Consider the following 25,928-nt stretch of genomic DNA (forward strand, 5'->3'; position numbering starts at 1 on the left):
AGTTTTTATGAAATTTCAAAACCCAAAAACCAAAAGTAAAGTTGCAATTATAAATATAGTAATACTAATTATTTTTTTTACAAGCTTTGTATTTATCTATTTAAATATACCTGCTTTTGGAAGAAGTGATGAATTTGTGTTATTAATAAGTCTATTATTACTTATTTATTTAGCTTATCTAGGATGTCCATTCTTTAGATATGATAGCGATGGAGAAACTCTAATATTCCAAAATGAAAAATCACTTCCGATTTCCTTTTTAGTCAAAGAATCATTATCTGATTTCCCTAAAAGAAAACTTATTAAATTTGTAATAAAAAATAAGCCCTTATTTAAAAAAGTATTGGAAATTTACATCTCAAGCAAACGGGTGAGTTCGGGACTATCTAAAGTGAATTTTGATATCTCTTATCTTGATTCCAAACAGATAAGAGATATACGAATTTCCCTCAATAAGGTAATTAATGAAAATAAAAAAGATACTTTTCAATAAAATTTTAAAATCATAAAAAAACACTTTTAAACTAATAATGAACAAAAACAATCAGGAAAACATAAATAAAGATAATTCTAATACTGAAACTATACAAAAAATATCTGGTATGTACCAGAATTGGTTTTTAGATTATGCTTCTTATGTTATTCTTGAAAGGGCTATTCCTTCTATCTTCGACGGTTTAAAACCCGTACAAAAAAGAATACTTCATTCTATGAAGGAATTAGAAGATGGCCGTTATAATAAAGTTGCCAATGTGGTTGGAAATACTATGAAATATCATCCACATGGAGATGCTGCTATTACTGATGCAATTGTACAAATAGGACAAAAGGAATTATTAATTGATACTCAAGGAAATTGGGGGAATATATATACCGGTGATAGCGCGGCAGCTGCCCGTTATATCGAATCTCGCTTAACCCCTTTTGCCTTGGAGGTTATCTTCAATCCCAAAACAACAGTTTGGAAGCCTTCTTACGATGGAAGAAACAAAGAACCTGTAAACTTACCTATAAAATTCCCTCTACTTTTATCTCAAGGTGTTGAAGGAATTGCTGTAGGCTTGTCTACAAAGATTTTACCACATAATTTTTTAGAATTACTCGATGCTTCTATAGCAATCTTAAAAGGAAAACCTTTTACCCTATATCCTGATTTCCAAACGGGCGGTTTAATTGATGTTACAAATTATAATGATGGAGAACGAGGAGGAAAAATAAGGGCTCGAGCCAGAATTTCAAGTTATGAAAAAGGACTTCTCTTAATTAATGAAATCCCATACGGAACTAATACAGGATCTCTAATAGACAGCATTCTTAAAGCCAATGAGAAGGGAAAAATTAAAATAAAGAAGGTTGAAGACAATACTGCTTCTGAGGTTGAAATTATAATTCATTTTCCTCATGATGTTTCTCCTGACAAAATGATAGATGCCTTATACGCATTTACAGACTGTGAAATTTCAATTTCACCCAATGCTTGTGTGATAAATGTAGACAAACCTGAATTTTTAAGTGTTTCGGAAATATTAAGAAGAAATACCGAAAATACAGTAAACCTTCTTAAACAAGAATTAGAAATTGAGCTTACAGAACTGCAAGAGCAATGGCACTTTGCTTCTTTAGAAAAAATTTTTATTGAAAATAGGATCTATCACCAAATTGAAGAGCTTGATAAGTGGGAAGATGTGGTCTCTACTATCGATACAGGTTTAAAACCCTTTACTTCCCATTTGATAAGAAAAGTTTCCGAAGAAGATATTAACAAGCTGACAGAAATACGAATTAAAAGAATCACTCGCTTTGATCTGGATAAAGCAGAAGAAAATATTATTGCATTAGAGGGTAAAATAAAAGAAGTTAAATATCATTTGAATAATTTAATTCCATATGCAATTGATTATTTTATCAACATAAAGAGAAAATACGGAAAAGACAAAGAAAGAAAAACTGAAATACGGACCTTTGATACAATCGACGCAGCAAAAGTTGCGGTAGCGAATATTAAATTCTATGTCAATCGTGAAGAAGGGTTCATTGGATACTCCCTCAAAAAAGATGAATACCTTTTTGACTGTTCAGATATTGATGATATCATTGTGTTTAGAAAAGATGGTGTAATGTTGGTTACAAAAGCAGATGCAAAAACCTTTGTTGGAAAAAATATTATTCATGTCGGAATTTGGAAAAAGAATGATACTCGTACCATTTACAATATGATTTATCGGGAAGGAAAATTGGGACCCTGGTATATGAAAAGATTTCCGGTTACCTCTATAACCAGGGATAAAGAATATAATTTAGCTTCTTTAGTTAAAGGTTCAGAAATTCAATATTTTACTGCTAATCCCAATGGAGAAGCAGAATCGGTTTCCATTTTTCTTAAGCCCAATCAAAGATTGAAAAAACTAAAATTCGACATTGATTTTTCTGAATTGGCTATAAAAGGAAGAAGCTCTAAAGGAAACTTGGTATCAAAAAATTATATAAAGAAAATTGAATTAAAAGAATCAGGAATTTCAACCTTAGCACCCAGAAAAATATGGTTTGACGAATCTGTGCAACGCCTAAATGTTGAAGGCCGAGGTAAATATCTAGGTGCATTTAAAGGATCGGATAAAATATTAACCCTTTCCTCTACTGGCATTGCTAAGCTTCACACATGCGATTTATTAAATCATTTTGATGATGAATTTTTAATTCTTGAAAAATGGAATCCCGAAAAGCCTGTTTGTTGTATATACTATGATGGGGATAAATCCATTTATTATATTAAACGTTTTTTATTAGATGATACATTGAATCCTCAACCATTTTTCATTTCAGAAAACCCAAGATCTTTTATAGAATGGGCAGGAACCGGATGGAAATTAATTGCTGAAATCAATTTTGGAAAAGACAAAAGTCAAGAAATTATCAATTTAGAAGAATTTATAGCAATTAAAGGTATAAAGGCTCAGGGAAATCAAATTTCTAAAGAAAAAATAAAAAAAATTACCATAACAGAAGAGTATTCTGAGCAGGAAAATGAGGTAAATTCCGTTGCTGAATCTGAAGAATATTCTACTAAACACAAGAATTCTCAGGATAATAATTTAGATTCAGAAGGAGAGCAAATTAATCTATTTTGAAAAACTTTTTTTATATCTTAGTTACTAAAAATAGTAACTATCTGTTTTGATATTAATTTTAAATATCTATATCAAATAATATAATACCATTGATGAAATCTTATTGCTAAATTTACTAGATTTGTTTAATAAATTTAAAAACTTAAGTTAAGTTTAATTATTAATTAAAAACAAGAGAATATGGCATTTGAATTACCTAAATTACCGTATGCATACAATGCACTAGAACCTTATATTGATGCAAAAACCATGGAAATCCATTATACTAAGCATCATGGTACATATACTACTAATTTAAATAATGCTATCGCTGGCACTGAACTTGAAAATTTACCTATAGAACAGATTATAATTAAAGGTTTTGATAAAACTCCTATCCGAAATAATGGAGGAGGTTATTTGAATCATTGTTTATTTTGGGAGTGGTTAACACCTGATAGTAAAGGTAAGCCGGAAGGAAGTTTAGCCTCAGCAATAAATGAATCTTTTGGTTCTTTTGATGCTTTTAAAGAAGAATTTTCAAAAACAGCTGCAGGAAGATTTGGATCTGGATGGGCTTGGTTATTATCCAATAACGGTAAATTAAGTATTGGATCAACAGCTAATCAGGATAATCCCTTAATGCCTGGAGTGGGTGCTACAGGAACACCTATTCTTGGTTTAGATGTTTGGGAACATGCCTACTATCTTAATTATCAAAATAGAAGAGCTGATTATATCAATGCTTTCTTTAAGGTTGTTAATTGGAATAAAGTTGCTGAACTTTTTGAATCAAGTAAATAAGTATTTGTAAAGCATAATTTAATAAAAAGCCGTCTTTTTTAGATGGCTTTTTATCTTTTATTAAAAATTGACACCAACAATAAAAGTGCAATTGCTCCTACGGTCGACATGGCCAACATAGCCGTTTTACTGCCCTCACTCACTGAAATTTGTAGAAAATTAAATATCCAGTTTCCTAAAAAACTGCCAACAATACCTACCAATAAATTTCCAAAGCATCCAAAACCTCGACCTTTAATTAAAATTCCAGCCAAAAAACCGGCTAATATTCCTATAATTATTGTCCACATTATTTTTAAGGGTATTTATATCATCAAAATTATGGATTATTTTTTAGTTTTAAATTTTGTAAATGAACAAGCTTTTTCCAATCCAAATAGCCAAAAATTGCTATAATAAATAGAAATATTGTCAAAATAGAATATAATATTAACCCTTTATGTATTAATAAAGGAACAGATATAAAATTACTTATATTTAAAAAAATCCAATTATCCAGCTTTCTTTTTGCTAACAACCACATACCGGCCCAGGCAAACGCGCTGACTAATGAATCCAATACAGGAACATCTGAATTGGTGTATTTAGTAAGGAAAAAATATAAAAGTATCCATGAAAAGATCACTATAAAACACGCTATTAACCTATCTTTGGTAGTACATAAACTTACATGGTTTGTATTATTTTTTTTACTAGCCCATATAAACCATCCATATAAACTCATTACAAAATAATATCCCTGTAACAATATTTCTGCATATAAACGGATATCTAAATAGATATACATGGTAACAAGAATATTAATTAATCCGCAAGGATACAACCAAACCTTATTATTTTTAGCGAGAAAAGCTTCAGCAACACCAAAAGCAACTCCTATAGCTTCAAGATATGAAATTTGATAAAATTGTTGTTTTAAAATTAACCACCATTCACTTATTGAAACCATATAAACTCATTTATTTAAAAATTTAAACTTTAACGATCTTATAATTTTATACGTCTTTAGTTTTTCACGATTTCAATATAATTTTCAAAATAATGTTCAACTATTTTTACAAAAATTAAGCATATTAATCAATAGATAATATTTCTGAATTCGTATACTAATTTAATTTTTTACCTGCAAAGATATTAAAAAGTCTTACTTTAATTTGTATTCTTTTATGAATAACTAAAATGTAGATTATTTCAATAATTTTTATGGCAATAAATTTAATGTTTTTTAAGTTTTTAATTAGTAATATAATTCAAACAATAGTATGATAGCAAGTATGACCCAAGAAAAAGGAAATTCAGATAATAATATGAACATTTTAAAAAGATGTAAAATTATACGTGAAAAGCATACGAAGTCAGCTTATTTAAATATTAATATTTCAGGTGAGTGGAAATTATATTCTGGAGATTCAGTACAAACTATTAATACAGAAAAACCGATAGCTCAAGGTAAAGATTATGGAATCTATCCCTTATATGTGCTACCATCCAAAAGAAGTTATTTTAAATTAGAAACTTCGGAAGGTTCGGCTATACTTGCAGAAACACATCTTCCTATGGAAGGGGGATATAATTTCAGAGATTTAGGAGGTTTAGAAGCTAAAAATGGAAAAAGAATAAAATGGGGTAAATTATTTAGAACTGATGATTTATACAATTTAACCCATGACGATTTAACCTATTTATCCAGTATACCTGTTATTACTATCGTTGATTTTAGATCCAAAGAGGAATATAACGCCTTACCAGACAAAATTCCCGCAGGTGTTAAAAATCATTATTATTTATGTATTGAGCCCGGACGTTTAAAAGAATTTGCTAAAAGTGTCCATACAAACAAAACTGATGTCATCAATGCGATGAAGCATTTATACAAAATTTTAGTAACAGATGATAAATATATAAACGCATATAAAGAATTTTTCACTTATTTACAAGCTCAAGAAAAATTACCTATCCTTTTTCATTGTTCAGCCGGGAAAGACCGTACAGGTTTGGCAGCGGCATTGTTGCTTTATGCCCTGGATATTCCAAAGGAAACAATTATTAAGGATTATTTGGCATCCAATGATTATCTAATTGATAAATATCGTGCATTAATTGAACAAAATCCTTTCAATAAATATTTATATACTGTTATTCCTGAATATTTAGAAAGTGCTTTGAACGAAATTGAAAAAAATTATGGTACGGTTCATAACTTTCTTATACATAGAATGCATTTAAATACGGAAAAGTTAAAGCAGAATTTATTGTATTAATTTTTTAGCATTTTAATTAAAATTAATTGATAATTTAGAGCATTTTTTCGTAAAAACAGTGTGGGCAGATAAGTAAATAAATTATTTACTTACCTGTTCTTAGCTATGTAAATATTTATTTTTAATTGTGAAGTTACTATTTACCCAAGTTGGATTTTTGCAGTCGAACTGCATTTAATATAGCTAAAAGAGCTACCCCCACATCTGCAAATACGGCCTCCAATAAATGGATATTACCAAATATGCCTAAAATCATAATAATAATTTTGATTCCAAAAGCTAAAAACACATTCTGCCATACCACATATTTAGTTGCTTTTCCTATTTTAACAGCAATTGGTATTTTAGAGATTTGATCATCTTGGATGATCACGTCAGCCACTTCGATCGTTGCATCACTACCAAGCCCTCCCATAGCTATACCTACATCACTTAATGCAATAACCGGTGCATCATTAAATCCATCACCTACAAAAGCTACTTTTTCGGTAATAGAGGATTTTATTTCTTTCATTTTAGAGACTTTATCTTCAGGTAAAAGCTCACCATAGGCATGTTCAATCCCTAAATCTTTTGCTACTTTTTGTACGATTGAACTTTTATCACCGCTAAGAACTGTTAAACCTATACCTAATTCATGCATACTTTTAATATCTTCTTTAGCTCCTGATTTGATTTGATCTGCTATTACCAAATACCCGGCAAATTTATGGTTTACTGCAACTAAAACTACCGTATTAATTATCTCCTTACTATTACTAGGATAAGAAATTCCATAAGCTTCCAGTAATTTAAAATTACCAACTAATATTTCATTACCCTCAATTTCCACTTTTATACCTTTACCCGGGAAGTCTTCCATGGTAGTAATTTTAGTTACATCCGGCTTACAGCCAACATATTCAAGAATAGCAGCAGCAATGGGATGATTACTATGAGATTCTGCCATATTTATCCATTGTAAAACTTGAGTTTGTTCAAAACCCGGTTCAATGTGTACGGTCTCAACAGAAAAATTTCCTTTTGTTAAAGTACCTGTTTTATCGAACACAACTTGCTTAACATCTGCCAAAATATCCAGGAAGTTGGATCCTTTAACCAAAATCCCATTTCTGGAAGCTAAACCTATACCTCCGAAATATCCTAAAGGTATTGAAATTACTAAGGCACAAGGACAGGAAATAACTAAAAATATTAATGAACGATACAACCAGGTTTCATATACATAATTCGTGACAAAAAAATACGGAAGTATAAATACCATTAAAGCTATAAAGAAAACGAAAGGAGTATAAATCTTAGCAAATTTTCTGATAAATAACTCAGTTTTTGCTTTTTGACCGGTAGCGTTTTGAACTAAATCTAATATTTTGGATAATTTACTATCGGAATAGGGTGTGGTAACTTTTACAATGGAAGAAGTAGTTAGATTAATCATTCCCGCTAATATAGTTTCTCCTTTTTCCTTAATTTGAGGGGCACTTTCTCCGGTTAGTGCCGAGGTATTGAAAGTAGCTGAACTAGAAAGTAACTCTCCATCCAAAGCTACTTTATCTCCCGGTTTTAACTGAATTATTTCTCCTACTTGTACATCATTAGCTTTCACAACTCTAACCGTTTGATTTTCTATTACTGTGGCTTCATCAGGTCTTTGATCCAATAAAGCGTTAATATTACTTTTTGCTTTAGCCACCGCTAACGATTGCAAATTTTCTCCTATGGAATAAAAAAGCATCACTGCTACCGCTTCCGGAAATTCACCTATATAAAAAGCACCTACCGATGCTAAAAATATCAAAGATAGTTCATTAAAAAAATCCTTATGCTTAAACTCTTCCAACATTTCTTTAAACACGGGATATCCCACAGGTAAGTATGCTAAAATATACCCTCCAAGTCTTAGCCAAGATTTAAAAAATGAAGTATGCGAATAATCTAAAATAAGAGCGATAGCCAACAGAACTGAACAGATTATAGCCGGTAAAAATAATTGATAAATATTTATATTGAAGTCGATTTTATGATCATGAGTATGTTCATGATTGGTTTGATAGTTATCATGGGAGTGATTCTTTTTATTATCGTCATCATTACAGGCACAACCGGGTTTATAATTAGACATAATTATCTATTTTTTTAATTATATAACAAAAATAATTCCTCTATGGTGTAATTTGGTTGCAAAGTCATAGATAAATCATATTACTTAAAATTACAATCCAGTAAACAATAAGTCTTTAAAAAATTTAAGTTCCTAGTTCATGATTACTTTTTAATAAAAATACTCTTTAATTTTATATGTATATTAATTTTTTTGATAAGAACTTCTTAAAACAAAAAAATATCTAAAAACATTAAGAGTAAAATATCCAACTACTCAAACTTTACTATACTGATGATCTTTGAGTATATTTTTTCATAAATTTGTATAAGCTTCAAATAGTTTAAAATGGATAAAGCAAGAATTTTAGCCACGTTGAATGAATCTTCACCTAATACCCTGATAGAAACTTTAGGAATCGTATATACGGACTTTACCGGAGATACACTTACTGCAGAAATGGAAGTAAAATCCCATGTATATCAACCCTTAGGATTTTTACATGGTGGTGCTTCTTTAGCCCTTGCAGAAACAGTAGGTTCTGTTTTATCTATTACAACAATTAATTCTTCAGATTATTATGTTTTCGGAACACAAGTAAACGGATATCATCTAAAATCAGTTAAAAACGGAAAAATCTCTGCTACAGCAAAATTTATTAATAAAGGAAATACCACACATGTTGTTGAAATTAATCTCTTTTGTACAGATGAAAATGGAAATATTTTTAAGAATTGCTATGTTACCATGACCAACCGTATAGTTCCAAAAAATAATTTTGAGTAATGATCGTCTCAGAAACGGTAAAAAAATGTATAAAAAAAGATATACCTTTTGCTTTTATACGATTGCCTAAGGATAAAAAAATATACTTAATTAAAGAAGATAAAAACGGAATATACACCTATTCTTTTCAATCTTTTGATGATTCAAAAAAATATACTTTACAATTTTCAGAATTTATTGAGGTTAAAGATATTACTACATTGAATGATTTAATAATCCCTCTTTCAAAAAATGAAAATACACGGGTTATTTCAGAAAATGAATATTTAAGTCTTCTCAAAAAAACCATCCATTATATTTACCAAAAAAAAACAGATAAAATCGTTATTTCACGTGAAAAATGGATTGATAAAGATACGATTAATCCTCTCCAATCGTTTGGCTTTCTATGCAAACGATACCCCACTTCCTTTTGTCATATAAGTTATTGGAATCAAAATGAGATTTGGATGGGAGCTACACCGGAAATTTTGGGTTCTTATGAAAATACCTTATTTACAACTATGGCACTTGCCGGAACTTTACCGGATGTAGATTCAATTCCATGGGAAAATAAAGAAATAGAAGAGCAAAAATATGTTACGGATTATATTGGTGAAAAAATTAAGACGTACGCTTCTAAATTTACTATTAATGGTCCCGAAACACTTCATTTAGGGCACGTTAAACATTTAATAACCTATCTGACAGCGGAATTAAAAAACTCTAATTTACTAACCGAATTGATAACGTCTTTACATCCTACTCCTGCTGTTTGTGGTATTCCATTGGAAAAAAGTAGAAATTACATTTTGAGCAATGAAGGTTATAATCGTGGTTTTTATGCCGGATACATAGGCTTGGAAACTACAGAATACAAAAAGTATTTTGTTAATTTACGATGTGCTCAACTTTATAATAATGGGGCTTTACTCTATGTGGGAGGCGGTATAACAGCACAAAGCAATCCGAAAAAAGAATGGATGGAAACTGAATTAAAGGCTAAATTTATTGGAGAAAGTCTTTGATTAACATTTTTAACTTAGTCGAACAGGTTGAATTAATTTTTATCTATTATTTTATTTTTATATTGATAATTTTTCTTTACTGTATTTTTTATAAAGTTATTACTTGCTACTGCATCTCCGTAAATGTTTTTACCTTATAATTAATAAATAATTGACGCTTTTAAATTTATTTCAGACACTTTTTAACTAAAAGTTTTTCAGCAATAAGATTACTTAATACTTCCGTTCTATTCTGACCAACAATCAAAACAGTAACACTTCCATCAAATTCTTCTACCGATTCTATCTGAAACTTGATTCCTAAATTAAAATTTTTAGAATTCAAATATTTTAAAAACTCCTTAGAACTGTGAATTATCGCGGATAATTCAACAATTTCTCCAATCTTGTATTCATTCAACTTTTTAAAACGAACCCATTCAATATTTCCTTGTTTATCCGGTATAGGTGAGCCGTGAGGATCAAGCTTCGGAAAATCTAACAATTCGTCCATTTTATTAAAAAACTTTTCAGAATGTATATGTTCGATTTGTTCGGCAACCTCATGGACATCTTCCCAATTAAAACCCATTTTTTCAACCAGATACATTTCTGTCAAACGATGCTTTCTAAGAATTAATGCTGCTTCTTTTTTTCCTTTTTCCGTCAGCCTAATTGGTTTATAGCTTTGATAGTATACCAATCCTTTTTTTAAAAACTTTTTCATCATGCTGTTAACCGTAGGCATTTTGATATCTAAGGATTGACTTAATGACAAAGTAGATACTTCTCCCTTTTCGTCAGACAGATTATATAAGGCTTTAAGATAATTTTCTTCTATAGATGAGAACATTTACAAATATATTAAATTATTAATTTTTTTAAATCAAATAATCAACTTTTCAAAAATACAACAGTCAAATAAATTTATTAGAATACTCTAATTTTTTATATTTGTGAGTCTAAATTAATAATTATGAAAAGAGATTTAACTGCACTTTTTGTATTATCCCTTTGCTCATTATATTCCCAAGAGGTAAAAGATTCATTTGAAAATAACAAGGAAAAACATATAGATGATATAGTCATTACGGGAACTTTAAAGGAAGTAAGAAAATCTGACAGTACGGTACCGGTAGAAATTATTACGCCGAAATTTTTCCAGAAGAACCCTACTCCTAGTCTTTTTGATGCTGTCGGAATGATTAATGGAGTTAAACCTCAACTCAATTGCAGTGTTTGTAATACAGGAGATATACATATTAATGGTATGGAAGGTCCTTACACCATGATATTAATAGATGGAATGCCCATCGTTAGCGGATTAGCTACTGTTTACGGACTTAGTGGTATTCCCAATAGTCTGGTGGAAAGAATTGAAGTAGTTAAAGGTCCTGCTTCTTCTTTATACGGTTCGGAAGCCATGGGAGGAATTATAAACGTAATTACTAAAAATCCGCAAAAAGCTCCTAAATTTGCAGCAGATATTTTCAGTACAAGCTGGGGAGAGCTTAGTACAGATTTATCTTTTAAATTTAATGCCGGTAAAAAAGCAGCCGGCTTGCTGGGTATTAATCATTTTTATTATGATAATCCTATGGATGCCAATCACGATGGATTTACTGACTTAACCTTACAAAACAGAATATCGGTTTTTAATAAATGGAGCTTTAAAAGAAAGGATAACAGAATAGCTAGTTTAGGTTTACGATGGGTAAATGAAGATCGCTGGGGAGGAGAAATGAAATGGAATAAAAAATATCGGGGAAGCGATCAGATTTATGGAGAAAGTATATATACGAAACGTGCAGAAATAATCGGGCTTTACCAATTACCTCTCTCAGAAAAAATTTTTACACAATTTTCTTATAATTGGCATAATCAAAATTCATGGTATGGAGAAACTCCCTTCATGGCAACCCAACAAGTTGCATTTATCCAAAGTTACTGGGATAGGACTATAAAAAATCATAATCTTTTAGCAGGAGCATCTTTCAGATATACTTATTTCGATGATAATACACCTGCAACCTCTTCTGCCGACGGTTTGAAAAACAAACCAGCTGAAACTCCTTTACCGGGATTATTTTTACAAGATGAATGGACCATTAATGACAAAAACAAACTCTTGATAGGTTACAGATACGATAACGATAAACATCATGGAAATGTGCATTCTCCTAGAATAGCCTACAAATTTACATTGAATCATTATAATTCTTTTAGAGCCAGTTTGGGTACTGGTTTTAGAGTTGTAAATATATTTACTGAAGATCATTCTGCTCTTACAGGAGCCAGAGATGTGGTCATATTGAATTCTTTGAAGCCGGAACGGTCCTATAACGGAAATTTAAATTATGTCAAAAAAATTATGTCAAAAAATCTGAATGTAAATCTCGATGTTACCGGATTTTATTCTTATTTCACCAATAAAATCATTGGAGACTTTGACTCTAATCCAACTAAAATCATTTATGATAATTTAAACGGACATGCAGTTTCTCAAGGAATATCATTAAATACAGAATGGTTTTTCTTAGTTCCATTTAAAATTATAGCAGGTATTACTTATATGAATGTTTACACCAAAGAGAAAAATGATTTTAGGAACTATTTCAGAATTGAACAGCTTTACGCTCCCAAATGGTCCGGAACATTCGTCATGACCTATACCTTCCCTCAAAACTTTATTTTGGATTTTTCCGGACAATGGAATGGAAAAATGAGATTACCTATTGAACCTAATGATTTTAGAAATGAGTATTCACCGTGGTATTGTATAGCAAATATCCAATTAACCAAAAAATTCGATAATGGAATGGAAATTTATGGAGGAATTAAAAATTTATTTAATTTTACCCCTAAAAATCCTATCATGCGCCCATTTGATCCGTTTAATAAAGACGTAGATAATCCGGTTACCAATTCTAATGGTTATACTTTCGACACTTCTTACAATTATGCTTCGTTACAAAAATTAAGAGGTTTCATAGGTATAAGATATAACTTTTTTTGATTATTTTTAAAATTATAAAAAAGGTAAATTTCACATGAAATTGATTACTTGTATAATAAATTAAAATAGGAAGATTGTATTAATTTTTATGCTAAATTAGCACTCTCATAAAGAATAACTATGATTGTCTTACCTTGTTTTTATTTTCCTCCCATTTCTTATTTTGAAAGTTGGATCAATTCAGAAAAGATATATCTGGAGCAATGGGAAAATTTCATTAAACAAACTTATCGTAATCGTTGCATCATTCAAGGAGCTAACGGAAAACTGCCCCTGATTATTCCAATAGAGCATTCAGGAGCCAGGATTTTAAAAGATATAAAAATTTCCTACGCATCTTCGTGGCAAAAATTACATATAAAATCATTACAATCCGCCTATCAAAGCTCTCCTTATTTTGAATATTACGAAGATAAATTAATAAAGTTATTGATAAAAAAAGAGACTTTTTTATTAGATTTAAATTTAAAAACATTGGAATGGGCATGTTCAATTTTAAATTTAGAATGTACCTATACACTCACCGAAGAATATGTAAAAAAAACCAAATTTACAGATGCTCGTGAAGCATTTAATGCAAAAAAAGAAAATTCCTATAATAATAAACCATATATTCAAGTGTTTTCAGACCGATTCGAGTTTATGAAAAATCTTTCAATTATTGATCTTATATGTAATCTTGGCCCGAAATCTGCTAGCTACCTTACTAATGTCTAATATTAATTAAATAAAATTAAATGAAGATAAAACTATTAAGCCTAAGCTTCGCTTTTACATTCATTACTGCCATTACATTTGCTCAAAATAATGTCCAGGCGGTTGATTCCCTTGCTTTACAAAGTTGGTATCACCAAAGCTATGAAAAAACCGGCATTTATGGCGTAGGAACTATTGACGCTTTAGAATTTTTAAAGTCTAAAGGTCTCAAGCCCTCTCCTATTATTGTTGGTGTTATCGATAGTGGAGTGCAAATTGATCATCCGGATTTAAAAAACAATATTTGGATAAACCCTAAAGAAATCGCTAACAATGGTAAAGATGATGACGGTAATGGCTATGCCGACGATGTTAACGGATGGGATTTTATTGGTGGGAAAGATGGAAAGGATGTTGACCATGACACAATGGAATCAACCCGTATTGTCTCCTTATACGAAAAATTATTTGAAACGGGTGATCTTAAAATCAATGAAAGAAATCGGAAAAAATTTCCTAACGAATTCAAAGAATATCAAAGAGCTAAATTTATATATGATAAGGACTTGGGTGAAGCTAAGGAGGCATTATCCCAAATTGATGAACAAAAAGCTTTGATAAAACAAATGGCTGCTGAATTACAAAATGCACTGGGAGATAAACCTTTAACTCTTGAAAATGTAAATGAAGCAACTTTTACCGTTCCACAATATAAAGCAGCTTTCATTCAGATGATTGAAAATAACAGCGATCTGCAAGGAAAAAATGCTACTCAAATCAGCATGTTAGCCGATAGTGAAATGGGTGAAGCAGTAAAATATTATTCCGGTAAAGTAGACTACATGCTTAATAAAAGTTATGATTCTCGCTATATAGTGGGCGATAATTACTCAGATATAAAGGAAAAACACTACGGTAACAACGAAGTGGAAGGTCCTGATGCCTTACATGGAACACATGTATCCGGTATTATCGCTGCAGAAAGAAATAATAAAATAGGTATGGACGGTATAGCCGGAGATGTTGCTAAAATTTTGGTGGTTCGGGCTGTACCGGATGGAGATGAAAGAGATAAAGATATTGCCAATGCCATTTATTATGCCGTTGATAATGGTGCCAAAGTAATTAACATGAGTTTTGGAAAACCTTTTTCTCCTAATAAGGAAAGAGTTTGGGAAGCTATGAAATATGCTGAGAAAAAGGGAGTATTAATGGTTCATGCTGCAGGAAATGATAATAAAAATGTAGATACTGAATATAATTATCCAACCAACTTTAAAGATAATGAAAATAAAACTTTTGTAAACAATTGGATTACGGTAGGGGCAAGTACTCGTTACAATAATGCATTAAAAGCATCATTCTCCAATTACGGTAAAGAAAAAGTTGATATATTTGCGCCCGGTTTAGAAATTTATTCCACCGTTACCGGAGGAAAATATAAATTTTTACAAGGAACCAGTATGGCTTCTCCTGTTGTTGCAGGATGTGCAGCATTATTATGGTCTTATTTCCCGCAGTTAACAGCTGAACAAGTGAAAAATATATTATTTGTAACTGCTAATAAATCTACCCAAGCAGTTAAAGCAGGTGGAGAAAGTGAAGACAGCCCTATGATTAATACAACTTTTGATCAGCTATCAGTTACCGGAGGTGTAGTAGATGTTTTCAGAGCCGTAAAATATGCATATGAAAATTTCAATCCCGAAAAAAATAGTAAAAAAAGAAGATAATAAGAATAAGTTTAAATAAAAAAAGCTATTTTAAATAAAATAGCTTTTTTTATTTATATTTTAAATTTCAATTTTATGAAATTTTTGTGATACCTTCCGTTAAAGATTGAATCAAATTTTTCAATGGTTTTTCCACCATAGCAGATATAAACATGTTAAATTTACCATCAAAAGTAAATTGTACTTCACATGAATTTTCAGTCATTTTTTCAATCAAAAGACTTAAATCAAAATTCAACGTTTCTTTAGCTGAACTCAATATAATTTTTGAAAAAGGAATCCTTTCTTTCATTTTCAAGGCTATTTCAGGCATTCCTTTTAATGCAAAGACAAATCCATCCTCATCTGCATCGAACTTATCAATGTTTTCAGGCATAAATTTTTTGAATTCAGAAGGCTGAGATGCTAACGTGTAAATATCCTCTGCCGATTTATTAACCAGTATTTTTTCTCCTTTAATATTCATTTTTGTAATTTTGGTAAAAACAAATACAAATGTACAAAATTTCTATAAACGAAAGATTTCTTACCATTGGCAAAAGGAAGAAAAAAGAGGCTGTTAATCTACCTTATAAAAATCTGAAAACTGTATTAAATGCTCTGGATATTTTGTACCATACAAAAGTAAAATCTATTCATATTTACTCTTCTGATACAAAAAAAATTTGGGAAAAATTAAAAAAAACAGCCACACCTGTATATGCTTCGGGAGGAATAGTACGTAATAATAAAGACAATTATTTATTTATAAAGAGAAATGGTTTTTGGGATTTACCAAAAGGACATGTGGAGGAAAACGAGACCTTTAAAAAGGCTGCCAAACGAGAAGTGGAAGAAGAATGCTCGATTTCCAACTTGCATTTAAAAAAATATATAACTACTACTTACCATGTATATCAATCAGAACAAAAATACTTTTTAAAAATAGTTCAATGGTTTGAAATGGAATACAAAGGTAAAGAAAAACCCCAACCTCAAATTAGTGAAGGAATTGAAAAAGCCAAATGGGTTAGAAAAAAGGAAATTCCCAAGCTAATGAAGAAAACCTATATTAATATTAAAGAATTAATCAGCAATTATGTGTTAAATGAATAATGAATTAAAAAATAGTATATTATGATTCCACAAAAAAAGGAGTAATTAAAATTACTCCTTTTTTATTATTAAATTATATTGCTTAGAAAGTAAATTGCATTCCGAATTTTATTCCGAACTTATTTACATCCGGCATGTTTAAATAATTTCCTCTCCAGTTAAAATCAATTCTGAAAATTCTTAAATTTCCAAAACCTATATTTTCAATCCCAAAACCATATTCATAATAGATATCTTTATTAGGTGCTACATAATTTATATTAGAAGCATTCATGTTTTTGGATCCATCGGATATATCCCCCCAAGCACCCCTGAAAATAATTACTTCCCTTAGTTGTAATTTTTTCAATAATGGTATATAAGAAAATATCCTACCGTTGAAATGATGTTCAACATGTAGAGCAGTATAAATATCGGTTACGAAATCATAATAATCTAACTGAGAGAAAGTATTATTAACGATACCGTAGGATTGGTTTCCGGGTATTATTCCTAACAAGGATATAGGAAGCTTATTGAAAGCTTTCCCAAATTCAAAGGTAACATTCGTTCTACCGATCGGTCCCCAAAGAATAGGGTGATTATATAAAAATTGAATTTTATCGTAGTTAAAATCTCCATCCAGTACTCCATTCAATCCTTTAATATATTTTAAAATAAGAGTTGGAGATAAAGTAGTATGTTCATATCTATCTAATCCAAAACGAGAATATTTAGCCCCGGGCCTCATCTGAATGCTAAAGGTCAGATGTGAATCATACAAATCGTTTTTAATTTCTCCTTTCTTATTGTAATATCCTATATTAAATTTAGTGGGATTTGAAGATTTTATATATTGATACGTTCCATCTAATCTTAGTTGCACATTTTTCCACGGTTCTATGGATAAAAATGCATTGGTCTGGTTAACCGAACTCAAAAATTCATTACTTCCTCTTGATATGATGGATGAAGATGCAAAAGAACGGGTCATGATTCCCTCATTTTCTGTAAGAGAAGTTCCTAATTGGGTAATATCCCTTTTAGTTCCTACCCCTAATGTAAAACGGTTGTATTTATTTAACATCAATCGTCCCTCTAATCCATATTTAAATTGCTCGTCTTTAAAGCCATATGCGGTGTATCCTTCTACTCTCCACATATCATTGGAAGAGAAAAAAGTTCTGGCTCCTAGACGGATTCTGGTTCCTTCCACATCGTTATAACCTAAAGTTTGATACAAGTTTCCAATATCAATAGCATTACCTACATTGACATATCCCGATGAAAGAATTTGTACTGCATCGACAATGTTTCTAAATAGACGTGTTTTGGATACTTTATCTACCATCTCATAAGCCTTTTTATCATCTTCATTGAGACGATCCGGACGATTGTCCGCCCAAAACTCATCCTTCCTGTTATAGGCTCCTTCGGATATGGGTTCCCATTGCTGATCTAAGAGCTTTTCCACAGCATCTTGCGGTTCGTTGAACTTATAATCATTATAGGTTAAGGTTCTTTTAGCAAACATTCCCTTTCCACTTTCTTTTTTAGTAATTAAGGACATATCCAATACTGTATAATTACGTAAAGGTATAAAGATTGAATCGTTGACATTATCATAATTCAATTCCATATATATGTCTTTAACAAAGTTTACATTAATACCAGAAGTAGATTGTAAAGTTACTTGCTTTACTGCATAAGTATCTTTGGTGATATATAAATCTCCTTTAAAGGTAAGCTCGTTGTCTCTTCGAGGTCTGTACTTTATATAATAACAATCTACACCATCCACTGAAACCGTATCAGCTAATAGATAATCGTATACAGAAAATCCAATAGTAGCTACCGGACTGGTAAACCCTTTATTAAAAAAGTTTAAAACATTATCGTATATGTTGACATCCTTATACAAATTTTTAACCGTATTGGCTACAATATCATTATTTGGAATTCCGGATGCTTGGTTTCCTCTTAGAAAAGTTTTTTCTCGTTTGGTAGGACTGTTTTGTCCAACAATATCTGAAAGAGATTCATTAAGAAAAACCGGAATGTACGTTTTACCGGAAATATCTAAAGTATCAATATCTTTTGCAGAAATATTTAATTTTTTAAAAATTTTTTTACTTATAAAAGCACTGTCAACATTGTTTAAATCAAATTCAATTTTCTCATATTCTTTATACTGATAATTCTTAAAATTGTTCAGCCCGTTGGTCCTTCTTCTTTTCCAAAGTTCCCGTAAAATTCGATAAGCCGGATTTTCTTTTTTAGGTAAACGTTTTTTAGGAAAAGCAGTAACCACAACTTCATCGATTTCTTTCTCTTTACTTACCGTTCCCTGATCAGTTGGTTTAGTAGCATCTTTATCTTTAAAATAAAAATTAAAAATTAAGCCTAAATTATCCCCTCTTTGTAAGGGAATGTATTTGGTAGGATATTGATCCGTAATTATTTGTAATGTGTCAATATACTTATTGGATTGTAATTCAAAAAAACCATTGCTGTCGGAAGTGGCATAAACCTGAGTATTCTTCAAAAAAATATCGGCATCAGCAATAGGCTTTTGTGTATCTCCGTCAATCAATTGACCGGAAACTTTTACATAATTTACTTGTTGATTTGCAGACCAAGAGCTTGTGTCTGTATCGGCTTTAATTTGATTAGTAACAGAAGGCGTAATTGTGGATGCAGCTATCTTATCTTTTTCAGAAAAATTAATTATTAGATTTATGTTCTGATTTTTATTAATAGGAATTGACTTTTTCTTATAATTTACAACCTGAACAACTATAGAATCAAAGTTTTTTTTAGATTCCAATAAAAAATATCCCATATTATTGGAAAAAGTTGATATTTCAGGAGCTTTAGGAAAAGATATTTTTGCACCTTCAATAGGACGTTGTGCGTCTTGATCTATAATTACCCCGGTAATTTTAACTTGTGCATTATAAGATAAACTCAATAAAACTGCAACCAAAAAAAGTAATTTATTACTCATTGAACGTTATTTAAAAAACAAAAAACTTTCGTTTGTAGATATCAATCAAACGAAAGTCTCAGTATAAATATTATAGTATATGTATGTGGTTATTAACAAAATAAGGCTTTACCGTTTTTCAAGAACTTCATCAATAAGTCCATAGTCTTTTGCCTCTGAAGCAATCATCCAATAATCTCTATCCGAATCTTTCTCAATTTTTTCGAAAGATTGACCGGAATGTTCAGCCAAAATTTCATACAACTCAATTTTTAGTTTTAAGATTTCTTTTAAGGTTATCTCCATATCAGAGGCTTGTCCTTGAGCTCCTCCTAAAGGTTGATGAATCATAACTCGGGAATGTTTCAGTGCCGATCTTTTTCCGGCAGCACCGGCTGTAAGCAATACCGCCCCCATGGAAGCTGCCATACCTGTACATATAGTGGCCACATCCGGCTTAATAATCTGCATCGTATCATATATACCTAGACCGGCATAAACACCTCCTCCAGGAGAATTAATATATATCTGGATGTCTTTATTGGCATTTGTACTTTCCAAGAACAATAATTGTGCTGTGACAATATTGGCAACCTGATCGTCTATTCCTGTACCCAGGAATATAATTCTATCCATCATTAAACGAGAGAATACATCCATTTGAGCTACGTTTAATTTTCGTTCTTCCGTAATGTATGGAGTCATCGAATTTACATATTGATCAACCACCAAGCTATTAATTCTCTGGTGTTTTACTGCATATTTATGGAACTCTTTTCCTAAATCCATTTTTTATAATCTTTTTCTAAAATATTTTACTAATTTTTTTCACTAAAACTATACCAAACCAGGGCCGCTACAGATAAGACATTATTTTGTCAGCAATTTCTGTAAATTCTTCCGAACTCAGGATCAATTTATTGCCAAAATTTATATCTTCGACAGCATTTAAAGGAATTAAATGAACATGAACATGAGGAACTTCCAACCCTTGTACAGTCATTCCGACCCGTAAACATGGAATTGCCTTACCTACTGCCTGAGCAACCGTATAGGTAAAATCCATTAATTCATCATATTCCTCTTTGGGTAAATCAAATAGTTTATCGGTTTCTTTTTTAGGAATCACCAAAACGTGTCCTTTAACTATAGGAAAAGCATCTAAAAAAGCAAGGTGTTTTTCGCTTTCTGCTACTTTATAACACGGAATTTCTCCTGCCACAATTTTTGAGAATACACTGGACATAGTTTATAATTTCAGTTATCATTCCAATGAAATTTCTAAAATTTCAAAATTAATACGATTACCGTTTGGTAAATTTATTTCGGCAGTTTCCCCTACTTCCTTACCTAAAAGACCCTTAGCTATCGGAGTATTAACAGAGATTTTTCCGGATTTTAAATCGGTTTCCGTGTCCGGAACTAATGTATATTTCATCTCCTGTCCATTGGCTGTGTTCTTTATTTTAACAGAACATAAAATAGCTACTTTAGAGGTATCAACTTGTGATTGATCTATTATTTTAGAATTAGAAATTATATCCTTAAGTTTTGCTATACGCATTTCGAGTAACCCTTGTGCCTCTTTAGCCGCATCGTATTCCGCATTTTCAGATAAATCGCCCTTATCCCTAGCTTCAGCTATTTGCTGCGTAATTTTAGGTCTTTCCACTTGCTCCAACTGATCAAGTTCTTTACGTAATTTATCTAGACCTTCTTTCGTTACATAATTCATGATACTATTTTTTGTAATTTTGCGTTATAATTATAAATATAAAAAAAATAACCCGACACTTGACGGTCGGATTATCCGCATGCAAATTTAGCAAATATATTATGATTAAAAAATTAATTCTTTATGTATTATTAATTTCACTGTTATCCTTCTTCACACAATGTGAAAATGGAAACAAAACAATTAACTGTTTTCCGAATTCTTCTATAAGTTATTCTGCCGATTTGAATTTACCTCAGTTTCAAAAATTGGCCGGTATTAATGGCTATGTTTATATTGAAGCTGGTCCCTTAACCGGCACTAAGGGTTTAATTTTGGTTAAAATTGGTCCCAATGAGTTTAAAGCCTACGATAGGAATCCACCGCATATTTGTCCGGGTTCTAACACCGGATTGGTAGTTAAAGATGATATTTACCTCTATTGTCCTGAAGACGGAGCTAAATGGATTTTAACCACCGGCCAACCATTAGAAGTAGCTAACCGATCCCCTAAAACCTATAACGCACAACTCGTAGGAAATACGGTCATAATATCTTATTAATGTTACATAATAATTCTATTATGTATTGGTTATGTTATACATAAAAATTAAAAGCATTGCCTGAGCAACTGTGAATTGTTTTTCAAATTTATTCTACCTATTTATTCCTTATTTTCCCCTTATTTTAGGATGTGATAATAAGGAATAAAAATTATTACTTTTTGATAATATAAAATAGCATATTTATAATTAAATCTTATAATAAAAGATTCCGAAAATTATTTTTTTGTATAATAATACATCTTATTTTATATGATGAATAATCAGAAGATTGTTGTGAATTGCTTTCAAATTTTTATATTTTTGTGATCCGTCACACCATTTAATGATAGATATACTTTAATAGTATTGTTGTGAATTGCTTTCAAATTTTTATATTTTTGTGATCCGTCACACCCGGCAACTCCTACCCCTAATGACTTTATAGGTTGTGAATTGCTTTCAAATTTTTATATTTTTGTGATCCGTCACACCTTCAAAAGTTAATCCATTGAAATTCAATGGATTTTTTTACATTATTCGAATCAAAAAAATACATCTTTTTATCGTTTTACAATGATAAATACTTACTTTCTCCGATCCTAATTTCAACTAGAAGGTAAAAAGCTTCCAAATCAGAACACAAATAATTAAGTTATATACCCGAAAAAGCAGTAAATTCGAAAATCGAATTTAAAATAAATATATAGTTACTCATAGAATGCTTAATAATAAGAATCCATATAAAACTTCTATTTCAGAGTATGGTGAGTTTGGACTGATTAACCATCTTACTCAAAATTTTATTCTCAATAACCCATCTACTTTACAAGGAATCGGAGATGACGCAGCCGTGTTGGATCCAAAGGATAAAAAAATATTGGTTTCTACCGATACATTATTGGAAAACATTCATTTCAACCTGGCTTATACACCTTTAAAACATCTGGGTTATAAGTCCGTAGTTGCTGGACTGAGCGATTTGGTTGCCATGAATGCGATTCCGGAACAAATACTTATTTCCATAGCTGTTTCCAATCGTTTCCCGGTAGAAGCATTAGAAGAAATATATACAGGAATCAACCTTGCCTGTAAACATTATGCCGTTGATTTAGTCGGCGGAGATACTGCTTCTTCTAACTTAGGACTGGTAATCAACATTACTACCGTGGGGTATGCTCATAAAGACGAGATTGTTTACCGTAAAGGCGCTAAACCGAATGACTTATTGGTCGTCAGCGGGGATTTGGGCGGTGCTTACTTCGGATTACAGGTCTTGGAACGGGAAAATTCGGTTTTTAAAGTTAACCCTAATCTTCAACCGGATTTATCGGGATATACCTATATCCTGGAAAGGCAATTAAAGCCCGAAGCACGCACGGAAATCAAATCCTTACTTAAAGAAATGGATGTGCACCCAACTTCTATGATTGACATTTCCGACGGATTAGCCTCCGAAATTATTCATCTTTCGCAACAAAGTAAGGTAGGATTTTCTATTTACGAAGATAAAATTCCCATGGATAATCAGGTGATCACCACTGCAGAAGAATTCGGAATTAATCCCATCACAGGGGTATTAAACGGGGGCGAAGATTATGAAATTTTGTTTACCATACCTATTGAAGACCATGATAAGATCAAGCATAATCCTAATTTTACCATTATCGGACATGCTACCGAATATGTAGAAAATGTACTGATAACCCAAGGTAATGCTCAACGCATTCCTTTAAATGCCCAAGGTTGGAATGCTCATTTTTCCAAAAGCAACTAAAGGTATAGGCATTAATTTCTATACAAAATTTGCAGTAATAGTAAAATAAACACTATATTTGCAGACTCAACTAATAATATGGGACGGGATCCCAAAATAAAAAAATTATGGCAGTAAAAATTAGATTACAAAGACACGGAAAAAAAGGAAAGCCTGTTTTTCACATTGTTGTGGCAGATTCAAGAGCTAAAAGAGATGGTAAAAACATTGAAAAATTAGGAATTTACGTTCCTACCACCAATCCTGCAACTGTTGAATTAAATGTTGACAGAGCAGTTAGTTGGTTGGAAAAAGGAGCTCAACCATCAGATACAGCAAAATCTATCCTTTCTTACAAAGGAGCTTTATTAAAAAAGCATTTGAACGGAGGGGTTAAAAAAGGAGCTTTTTCAGCTGAAGAAGCAGAAAAAAAATTCCAGGCTTGGTTGGAAGATAAAGAAAAAGCCATTCAAGCTAAAAAAGATAAATTGGCTTCTTCTAAGCAACAAGCTAAAAAAGATAAGCTTGAGGCTGAAAGAAAAGTAAATGAGAGCCGTATCGCTGCTCAACAAAAAGCAGAAGAAGCGGAAGCTAAGGATGCAGAGGAAGTAGTAGAGACAATCATCGCAGAAGATGAAGCAGCTACTGATGCTCAGGCTGAAACTAATGAAGAACCTAAAGCGTAATATAGATTCATGCAGTTGGAAGATTGTTACTATTTAGGCACAATCACAAAAACACATGGTCTGAAAGGTCATCTGATCGTTAAATTGGATACAGATGTACCGGAAGCTTACAATAATTTGGAATCGGTATTTATTAATATCAATGAAATACCGGTCCCTTTTTTTATAAATGAATGTCAACTCTATAATAAAGATTCACTTCGCGTAAAATTTGAAGATACTTCTATCAATTCACAAGACTTAATAGGAACAAAGCTGTACCTTCCTTTAAATACTTTACCTGAATTAAAAGGAAAACAATTTTATTATCATGAGGTCATCAACTTTTCTTTGGTAGATGAAAACTATCAAAAGATTGGTGAAATTACTGAAATAAATGATAACAGTGCACAAGCTCTTTTTATTATAAAACTATCGAAAAATAATAAATTTATTTACATTCCCGTTATTAATGATTGGATTATTGAAGTAAGCAGAAATGATCAATACATTTCAATGACTTTACCTGAAGGAATTTTGGATTTATAATTCATTGAAAATTTATTTTTGAAAATACCCTATTCTAAGTAGTTTCAAAAATGAGAGTTTAATTTGATTTATTTAAAAATTAATATATTTAGTCACTAATACTCATAAAATGGAATATTTAGATTTTGAATTGCCTATAAAAGAATTAGAAGACCAGCTTAAAAAATGCATCGAGCTTGGTAAAGAAAGTGGAATAGACATAAATTCTGCTTGTAAAGAAATTGAAAAGAAAATTGAAAATACCAAACATCAAATATACGATAACTTAACCCCTTGGCAAACCGTACAATTATCCAGACATCCTTCTCGTCCTTATTCGTTAGACTATTGCAATGCTATTACAGACAATACATTTATTGAATTACACGGAGACCGTAACTATGGTGACGATAAAGCTATGGTAGGAGGATTGGGAAGAATTGACGGTAAAACCTTTATGATTATTGGTCAACAAAAAGGAAAAAATACCAAGGAAAGACAATACCGTCGTTTTGGTATGCCAAATCCTGATGGTTACCGAAAAGCATTGCGTTTGATGAGGGTTGCCGAAAAGTTTAATATTCCTATTTTAACCTTAATCGACACTCCGGGGGCTTATCCGGGGCTGGATGCTGAAGAAAGAGGACAAGGAGAAGCTATCGCTTATAATATCGCTCAGATGTGCCAGATCAAAGTTCCAATTATTTGTGTGGTTATTGGTGAAGGTGCCAGTGGTGGTGCGTTAGGAATCGGGGTAGGAAATAAGGTATATATGATGGAAAATACCTGGTATTCCGTTATTTCTCCTGAAAGCTGCTCATCTATTCTATTCAGAAGTTGGGAATACAAAGAGGTTGCTGCAGAAAATCTTCGTTTAACTCCTAAAAATTCTCTGGAATTGGGTATTATTGACGGAATCATAAAAGAACCGCTGGGGGGAGCCCATTATAACCCTCAAGAAACTTTTATTTCTTTAAAAAATCAGGTTTTAGAAGCATATACAGAACTGTCCAAAATGTCGCCGGATGAATTGGTGGAGCACAGACAAAATAAGTTTATTGATATGGGAGTTTTTAACGGGTAGTTAAAATACAATACTTGCAATTGGTATATTATACATGCGCCCCCATCGTAAAATGTTGGGGGCTTTTTACTTTTGTATAAGCTGAAACA

General features: G+C 31.4%; 24 protein-coding genes. 15 read left to right on the plus strand and 9 right to left on the minus strand.

The features are described 5' to 3' along the window. The first annotated feature begins 7 nt into the window (after positions 1 to 7). From ASC36_RS01800 to ASC36_RS01810, 3 genes are all read left to right on the plus strand, one after another. Positions 8 to 493 (plus strand): hypothetical protein, encoded by a 486-nt coding sequence (locus ASC36_RS01800; protein WP_055424776.1) that lies wholly within the window; start codon positions 8 to 10, stop codon positions 491 to 493. Positions 494 to 530: 37 nt separating this feature from the next. After that, positions 531 to 3,128, plus strand: a complete 2,598-nt coding sequence (locus tag ASC36_RS01805) for a DNA gyrase/topoisomerase IV subunit A (protein ID WP_055424777.1) — start codon at positions 531 to 533, stop codon at positions 3,126 to 3,128. A gap of 180 nt (positions 3,129 to 3,308) precedes the next feature. After that, positions 3,309 to 3,911 carry a superoxide dismutase gene (locus ASC36_RS01810; RefSeq protein WP_055424778.1) on the plus strand — a complete coding sequence of 201 codons (603 nt, stop codon included), beginning with the start codon at positions 3,309 to 3,311 and terminating at the stop codon, positions 3,909 to 3,911. Between the two features lie 50 nt (positions 3,912 to 3,961). Here the strand turns inward: ASC36_RS01810 and ASC36_RS01815 are convergent, their stop codons facing one another. Both ASC36_RS01815 and pnuC read right to left on the minus strand, forming a co-directional pair. Further along, positions 3,962 to 4,201: a GlsB/YeaQ/YmgE family stress response membrane protein gene (locus tag ASC36_RS01815; RefSeq protein ID WP_055424779.1), complete on the minus strand. Its 240-nt coding sequence runs from the start codon at positions 4,199 to 4,201 to the stop codon at positions 3,962 to 3,964. Between the two features lie 29 nt (positions 4,202 to 4,230). Beyond that, positions 4,231 to 4,860, minus strand: coding sequence for a nicotinamide riboside transporter PnuC (pnuC, locus tag ASC36_RS01820; RefSeq protein WP_055424780.1), 630 nt, complete (start codon positions 4,858 to 4,860; stop codon positions 4,231 to 4,233). A 313-nt stretch (positions 4,861 to 5,173) separates the two neighbouring features. On the opposite strand from pnuC, the gene ASC36_RS01825 reads away from it, so the two are divergent. Next, complete coding sequence (locus tag ASC36_RS01825) at positions 5,174 to 6,172, plus strand: tyrosine-protein phosphatase (protein WP_055424781.1); 999 nt, start codon at positions 5,174 to 5,176, stop codon at positions 6,170 to 6,172. Positions 6,173 to 6,308: 136 nt separating this feature from the next. On the opposite strand, the gene ASC36_RS01830 is transcribed toward ASC36_RS01825, so the two are convergent. Continuing rightward, the gene (locus tag ASC36_RS01830) at positions 6,309 to 8,294 is read right to left on the minus strand and encodes a heavy metal translocating P-type ATPase (RefSeq protein ID WP_055424782.1); all 1,986 of its coding nucleotides are present in this window, start codon (positions 8,292 to 8,294) and stop codon (positions 6,309 to 6,311) included. A gap of 327 nt (positions 8,295 to 8,621) precedes the next feature. Here ASC36_RS01830 and ASC36_RS01835 point away from each other — a divergent pair, with 327 nt between their 5' ends. Both ASC36_RS01835 and ASC36_RS01840 read left to right on the plus strand, forming a co-directional pair. Beyond that, positions 8,622 to 9,059: a hotdog fold thioesterase gene (locus ASC36_RS01835; RefSeq protein ID WP_055424783.1), complete on the plus strand. Its 438-nt coding sequence runs from the start codon at positions 8,622 to 8,624 to the stop codon at positions 9,057 to 9,059. Continuing rightward, positions 9,059 to 10,066: an isochorismate synthase gene (locus ASC36_RS01840; RefSeq protein ID WP_055424784.1), complete on the plus strand. Its 1,008-nt coding sequence runs from the start codon at positions 9,059 to 9,061 to the stop codon at positions 10,064 to 10,066. Before ASC36_RS01835 ends, ASC36_RS01840 begins: the two co-directional genes overlap by 1 nt. A 166-nt stretch (positions 10,067 to 10,232) precedes the next feature. Here the strand turns inward: ASC36_RS01840 and ASC36_RS01845 are convergent, their stop codons facing one another. Further along, positions 10,233 to 10,898, minus strand: coding sequence for a metal-dependent transcriptional regulator (locus ASC36_RS01845; RefSeq protein ID WP_055424785.1), 666 nt, complete (start codon positions 10,896 to 10,898; stop codon positions 10,233 to 10,235). Positions 10,899 to 11,021: 123 nt separating this feature from the next. Here ASC36_RS01845 and ASC36_RS01850 point away from each other — a divergent pair, with 123 nt between their 5' ends. From ASC36_RS01850 to ASC36_RS01860, 3 genes are all read left to right on the plus strand, one after another. Beyond that, the gene (locus ASC36_RS01850; RefSeq protein WP_055424786.1) at positions 11,022 to 13,061 is read left to right on the plus strand and encodes a TonB-dependent receptor plug domain-containing protein; all 2,040 of its coding nucleotides are present in this window, start codon (positions 11,022 to 11,024) and stop codon (positions 13,059 to 13,061) included. 120 nt (positions 13,062 to 13,181) lie between these two features. Further along, on the plus strand, positions 13,182 to 13,778 hold the full coding sequence (locus ASC36_RS01855) for a WbqC family protein (RefSeq protein ID WP_055424787.1): 597 nt from the start codon (positions 13,182 to 13,184) through the stop codon (positions 13,776 to 13,778). 20 nt (positions 13,779 to 13,798) lie between these two features. Next, positions 13,799 to 15,490, plus strand: a complete 1,692-nt coding sequence (locus ASC36_RS01860) for a S8 family peptidase (protein ID WP_055424788.1) — start codon at positions 13,799 to 13,801, stop codon at positions 15,488 to 15,490. Between the two features lie 73 nt (positions 15,491 to 15,563). Here ASC36_RS01860 and ASC36_RS01865 read toward each other — a convergent pair whose 3' ends face one another. Continuing rightward, positions 15,564 to 15,956: a hypothetical protein gene (locus ASC36_RS01865; RefSeq protein ID WP_055424789.1), complete on the minus strand. Its 393-nt coding sequence runs from the start codon at positions 15,954 to 15,956 to the stop codon at positions 15,564 to 15,566. A gap of 29 nt (positions 15,957 to 15,985) precedes the next feature. Here ASC36_RS01865 and ASC36_RS01870 point away from each other — a divergent pair, with 29 nt between their 5' ends. Next, positions 15,986 to 16,585 carry an NUDIX hydrolase gene (locus ASC36_RS01870; protein WP_055424790.1) on the plus strand — a complete coding sequence of 200 codons (600 nt, stop codon included), beginning with the start codon at positions 15,986 to 15,988 and terminating at the stop codon, positions 16,583 to 16,585. A gap of 82 nt (positions 16,586 to 16,667) precedes the next feature. On the opposite strand, the gene ASC36_RS01875 is transcribed toward ASC36_RS01870, so the two are convergent. The 4 genes from ASC36_RS01875 to greA form a co-directional block, all read right to left on the minus strand. Next, complete coding sequence (locus tag ASC36_RS01875) at positions 16,668 to 19,571, minus strand: DUF5686 family protein (RefSeq protein ID WP_082435376.1); 2,904 nt, start codon at positions 19,569 to 19,571, stop codon at positions 16,668 to 16,670. Between the two features lie 108 nt (positions 19,572 to 19,679). Beyond that, positions 19,680 to 20,339 (minus strand): ATP-dependent Clp endopeptidase proteolytic subunit ClpP, encoded by a 660-nt coding sequence (gene clpP, locus ASC36_RS01880; RefSeq protein ID WP_055424791.1) that lies wholly within the window; start codon positions 20,337 to 20,339, stop codon positions 19,680 to 19,682. Positions 20,340 to 20,406: 67 nt separating this feature from the next. Continuing rightward, positions 20,407 to 20,796, minus strand: coding sequence for an HIT family protein (locus ASC36_RS01885; RefSeq protein WP_055424792.1), 390 nt, complete (start codon positions 20,794 to 20,796; stop codon positions 20,407 to 20,409). Between the two features lie 18 nt (positions 20,797 to 20,814). Then, a complete protein-coding gene (gene greA / locus ASC36_RS01890) occupies positions 20,815 to 21,285 on the minus strand; it encodes a transcription elongation factor GreA (protein WP_055424793.1) in 471 nt (156 codons plus the stop codon). Between the two features lie 101 nt (positions 21,286 to 21,386). Between greA and ASC36_RS01895 the strand changes: the two genes are divergently transcribed. The 5 genes from ASC36_RS01895 (at position 21,387) to ASC36_RS01915 (ending at position 25,839) form a co-directional block, all read left to right on the plus strand. Then, positions 21,387 to 21,827 (plus strand): Rieske (2Fe-2S) protein, encoded by a 441-nt coding sequence (locus ASC36_RS01895; RefSeq protein WP_055424794.1) that lies wholly within the window; start codon positions 21,387 to 21,389, stop codon positions 21,825 to 21,827. A gap of 700 nt (positions 21,828 to 22,527) precedes the next feature. After that, on the plus strand, positions 22,528 to 23,583 hold the full coding sequence (gene thiL, locus ASC36_RS01900) for a thiamine-phosphate kinase (RefSeq protein ID WP_055424795.1): 1,056 nt from the start codon (positions 22,528 to 22,530) through the stop codon (positions 23,581 to 23,583). Positions 23,584 to 23,690: 107 nt separating this feature from the next. Beyond that, positions 23,691 to 24,248 (plus strand): 30S ribosomal protein S16, encoded by a 558-nt coding sequence (locus ASC36_RS01905; RefSeq protein WP_055424796.1) that lies wholly within the window; start codon positions 23,691 to 23,693, stop codon positions 24,246 to 24,248. Positions 24,249 to 24,257: 9 nt separating this feature from the next. Continuing rightward, positions 24,258 to 24,776, plus strand: coding sequence for a ribosome maturation factor RimM (rimM, locus tag ASC36_RS01910; RefSeq protein WP_055424797.1), 519 nt, complete (start codon positions 24,258 to 24,260; stop codon positions 24,774 to 24,776). Between the two features lie 109 nt (positions 24,777 to 24,885). After that, entirely contained in the window at positions 24,886 to 25,839 is a 954-nt protein-coding gene (locus ASC36_RS01915; protein ID WP_055424798.1) for an acetyl-CoA carboxylase carboxyltransferase subunit alpha, read from the plus strand. The last annotated feature ends 89 nt before the right edge of the window (positions 25,840 to 25,928 follow it).

Origin of the sequence: Apibacter mensalis (genome assembly GCF_001418685.1) — a bacterium.
Taxonomy (GTDB): domain Bacteria; phylum Bacteroidota; class Bacteroidia; order Flavobacteriales; family Weeksellaceae; genus Apibacter; species Apibacter mensalis.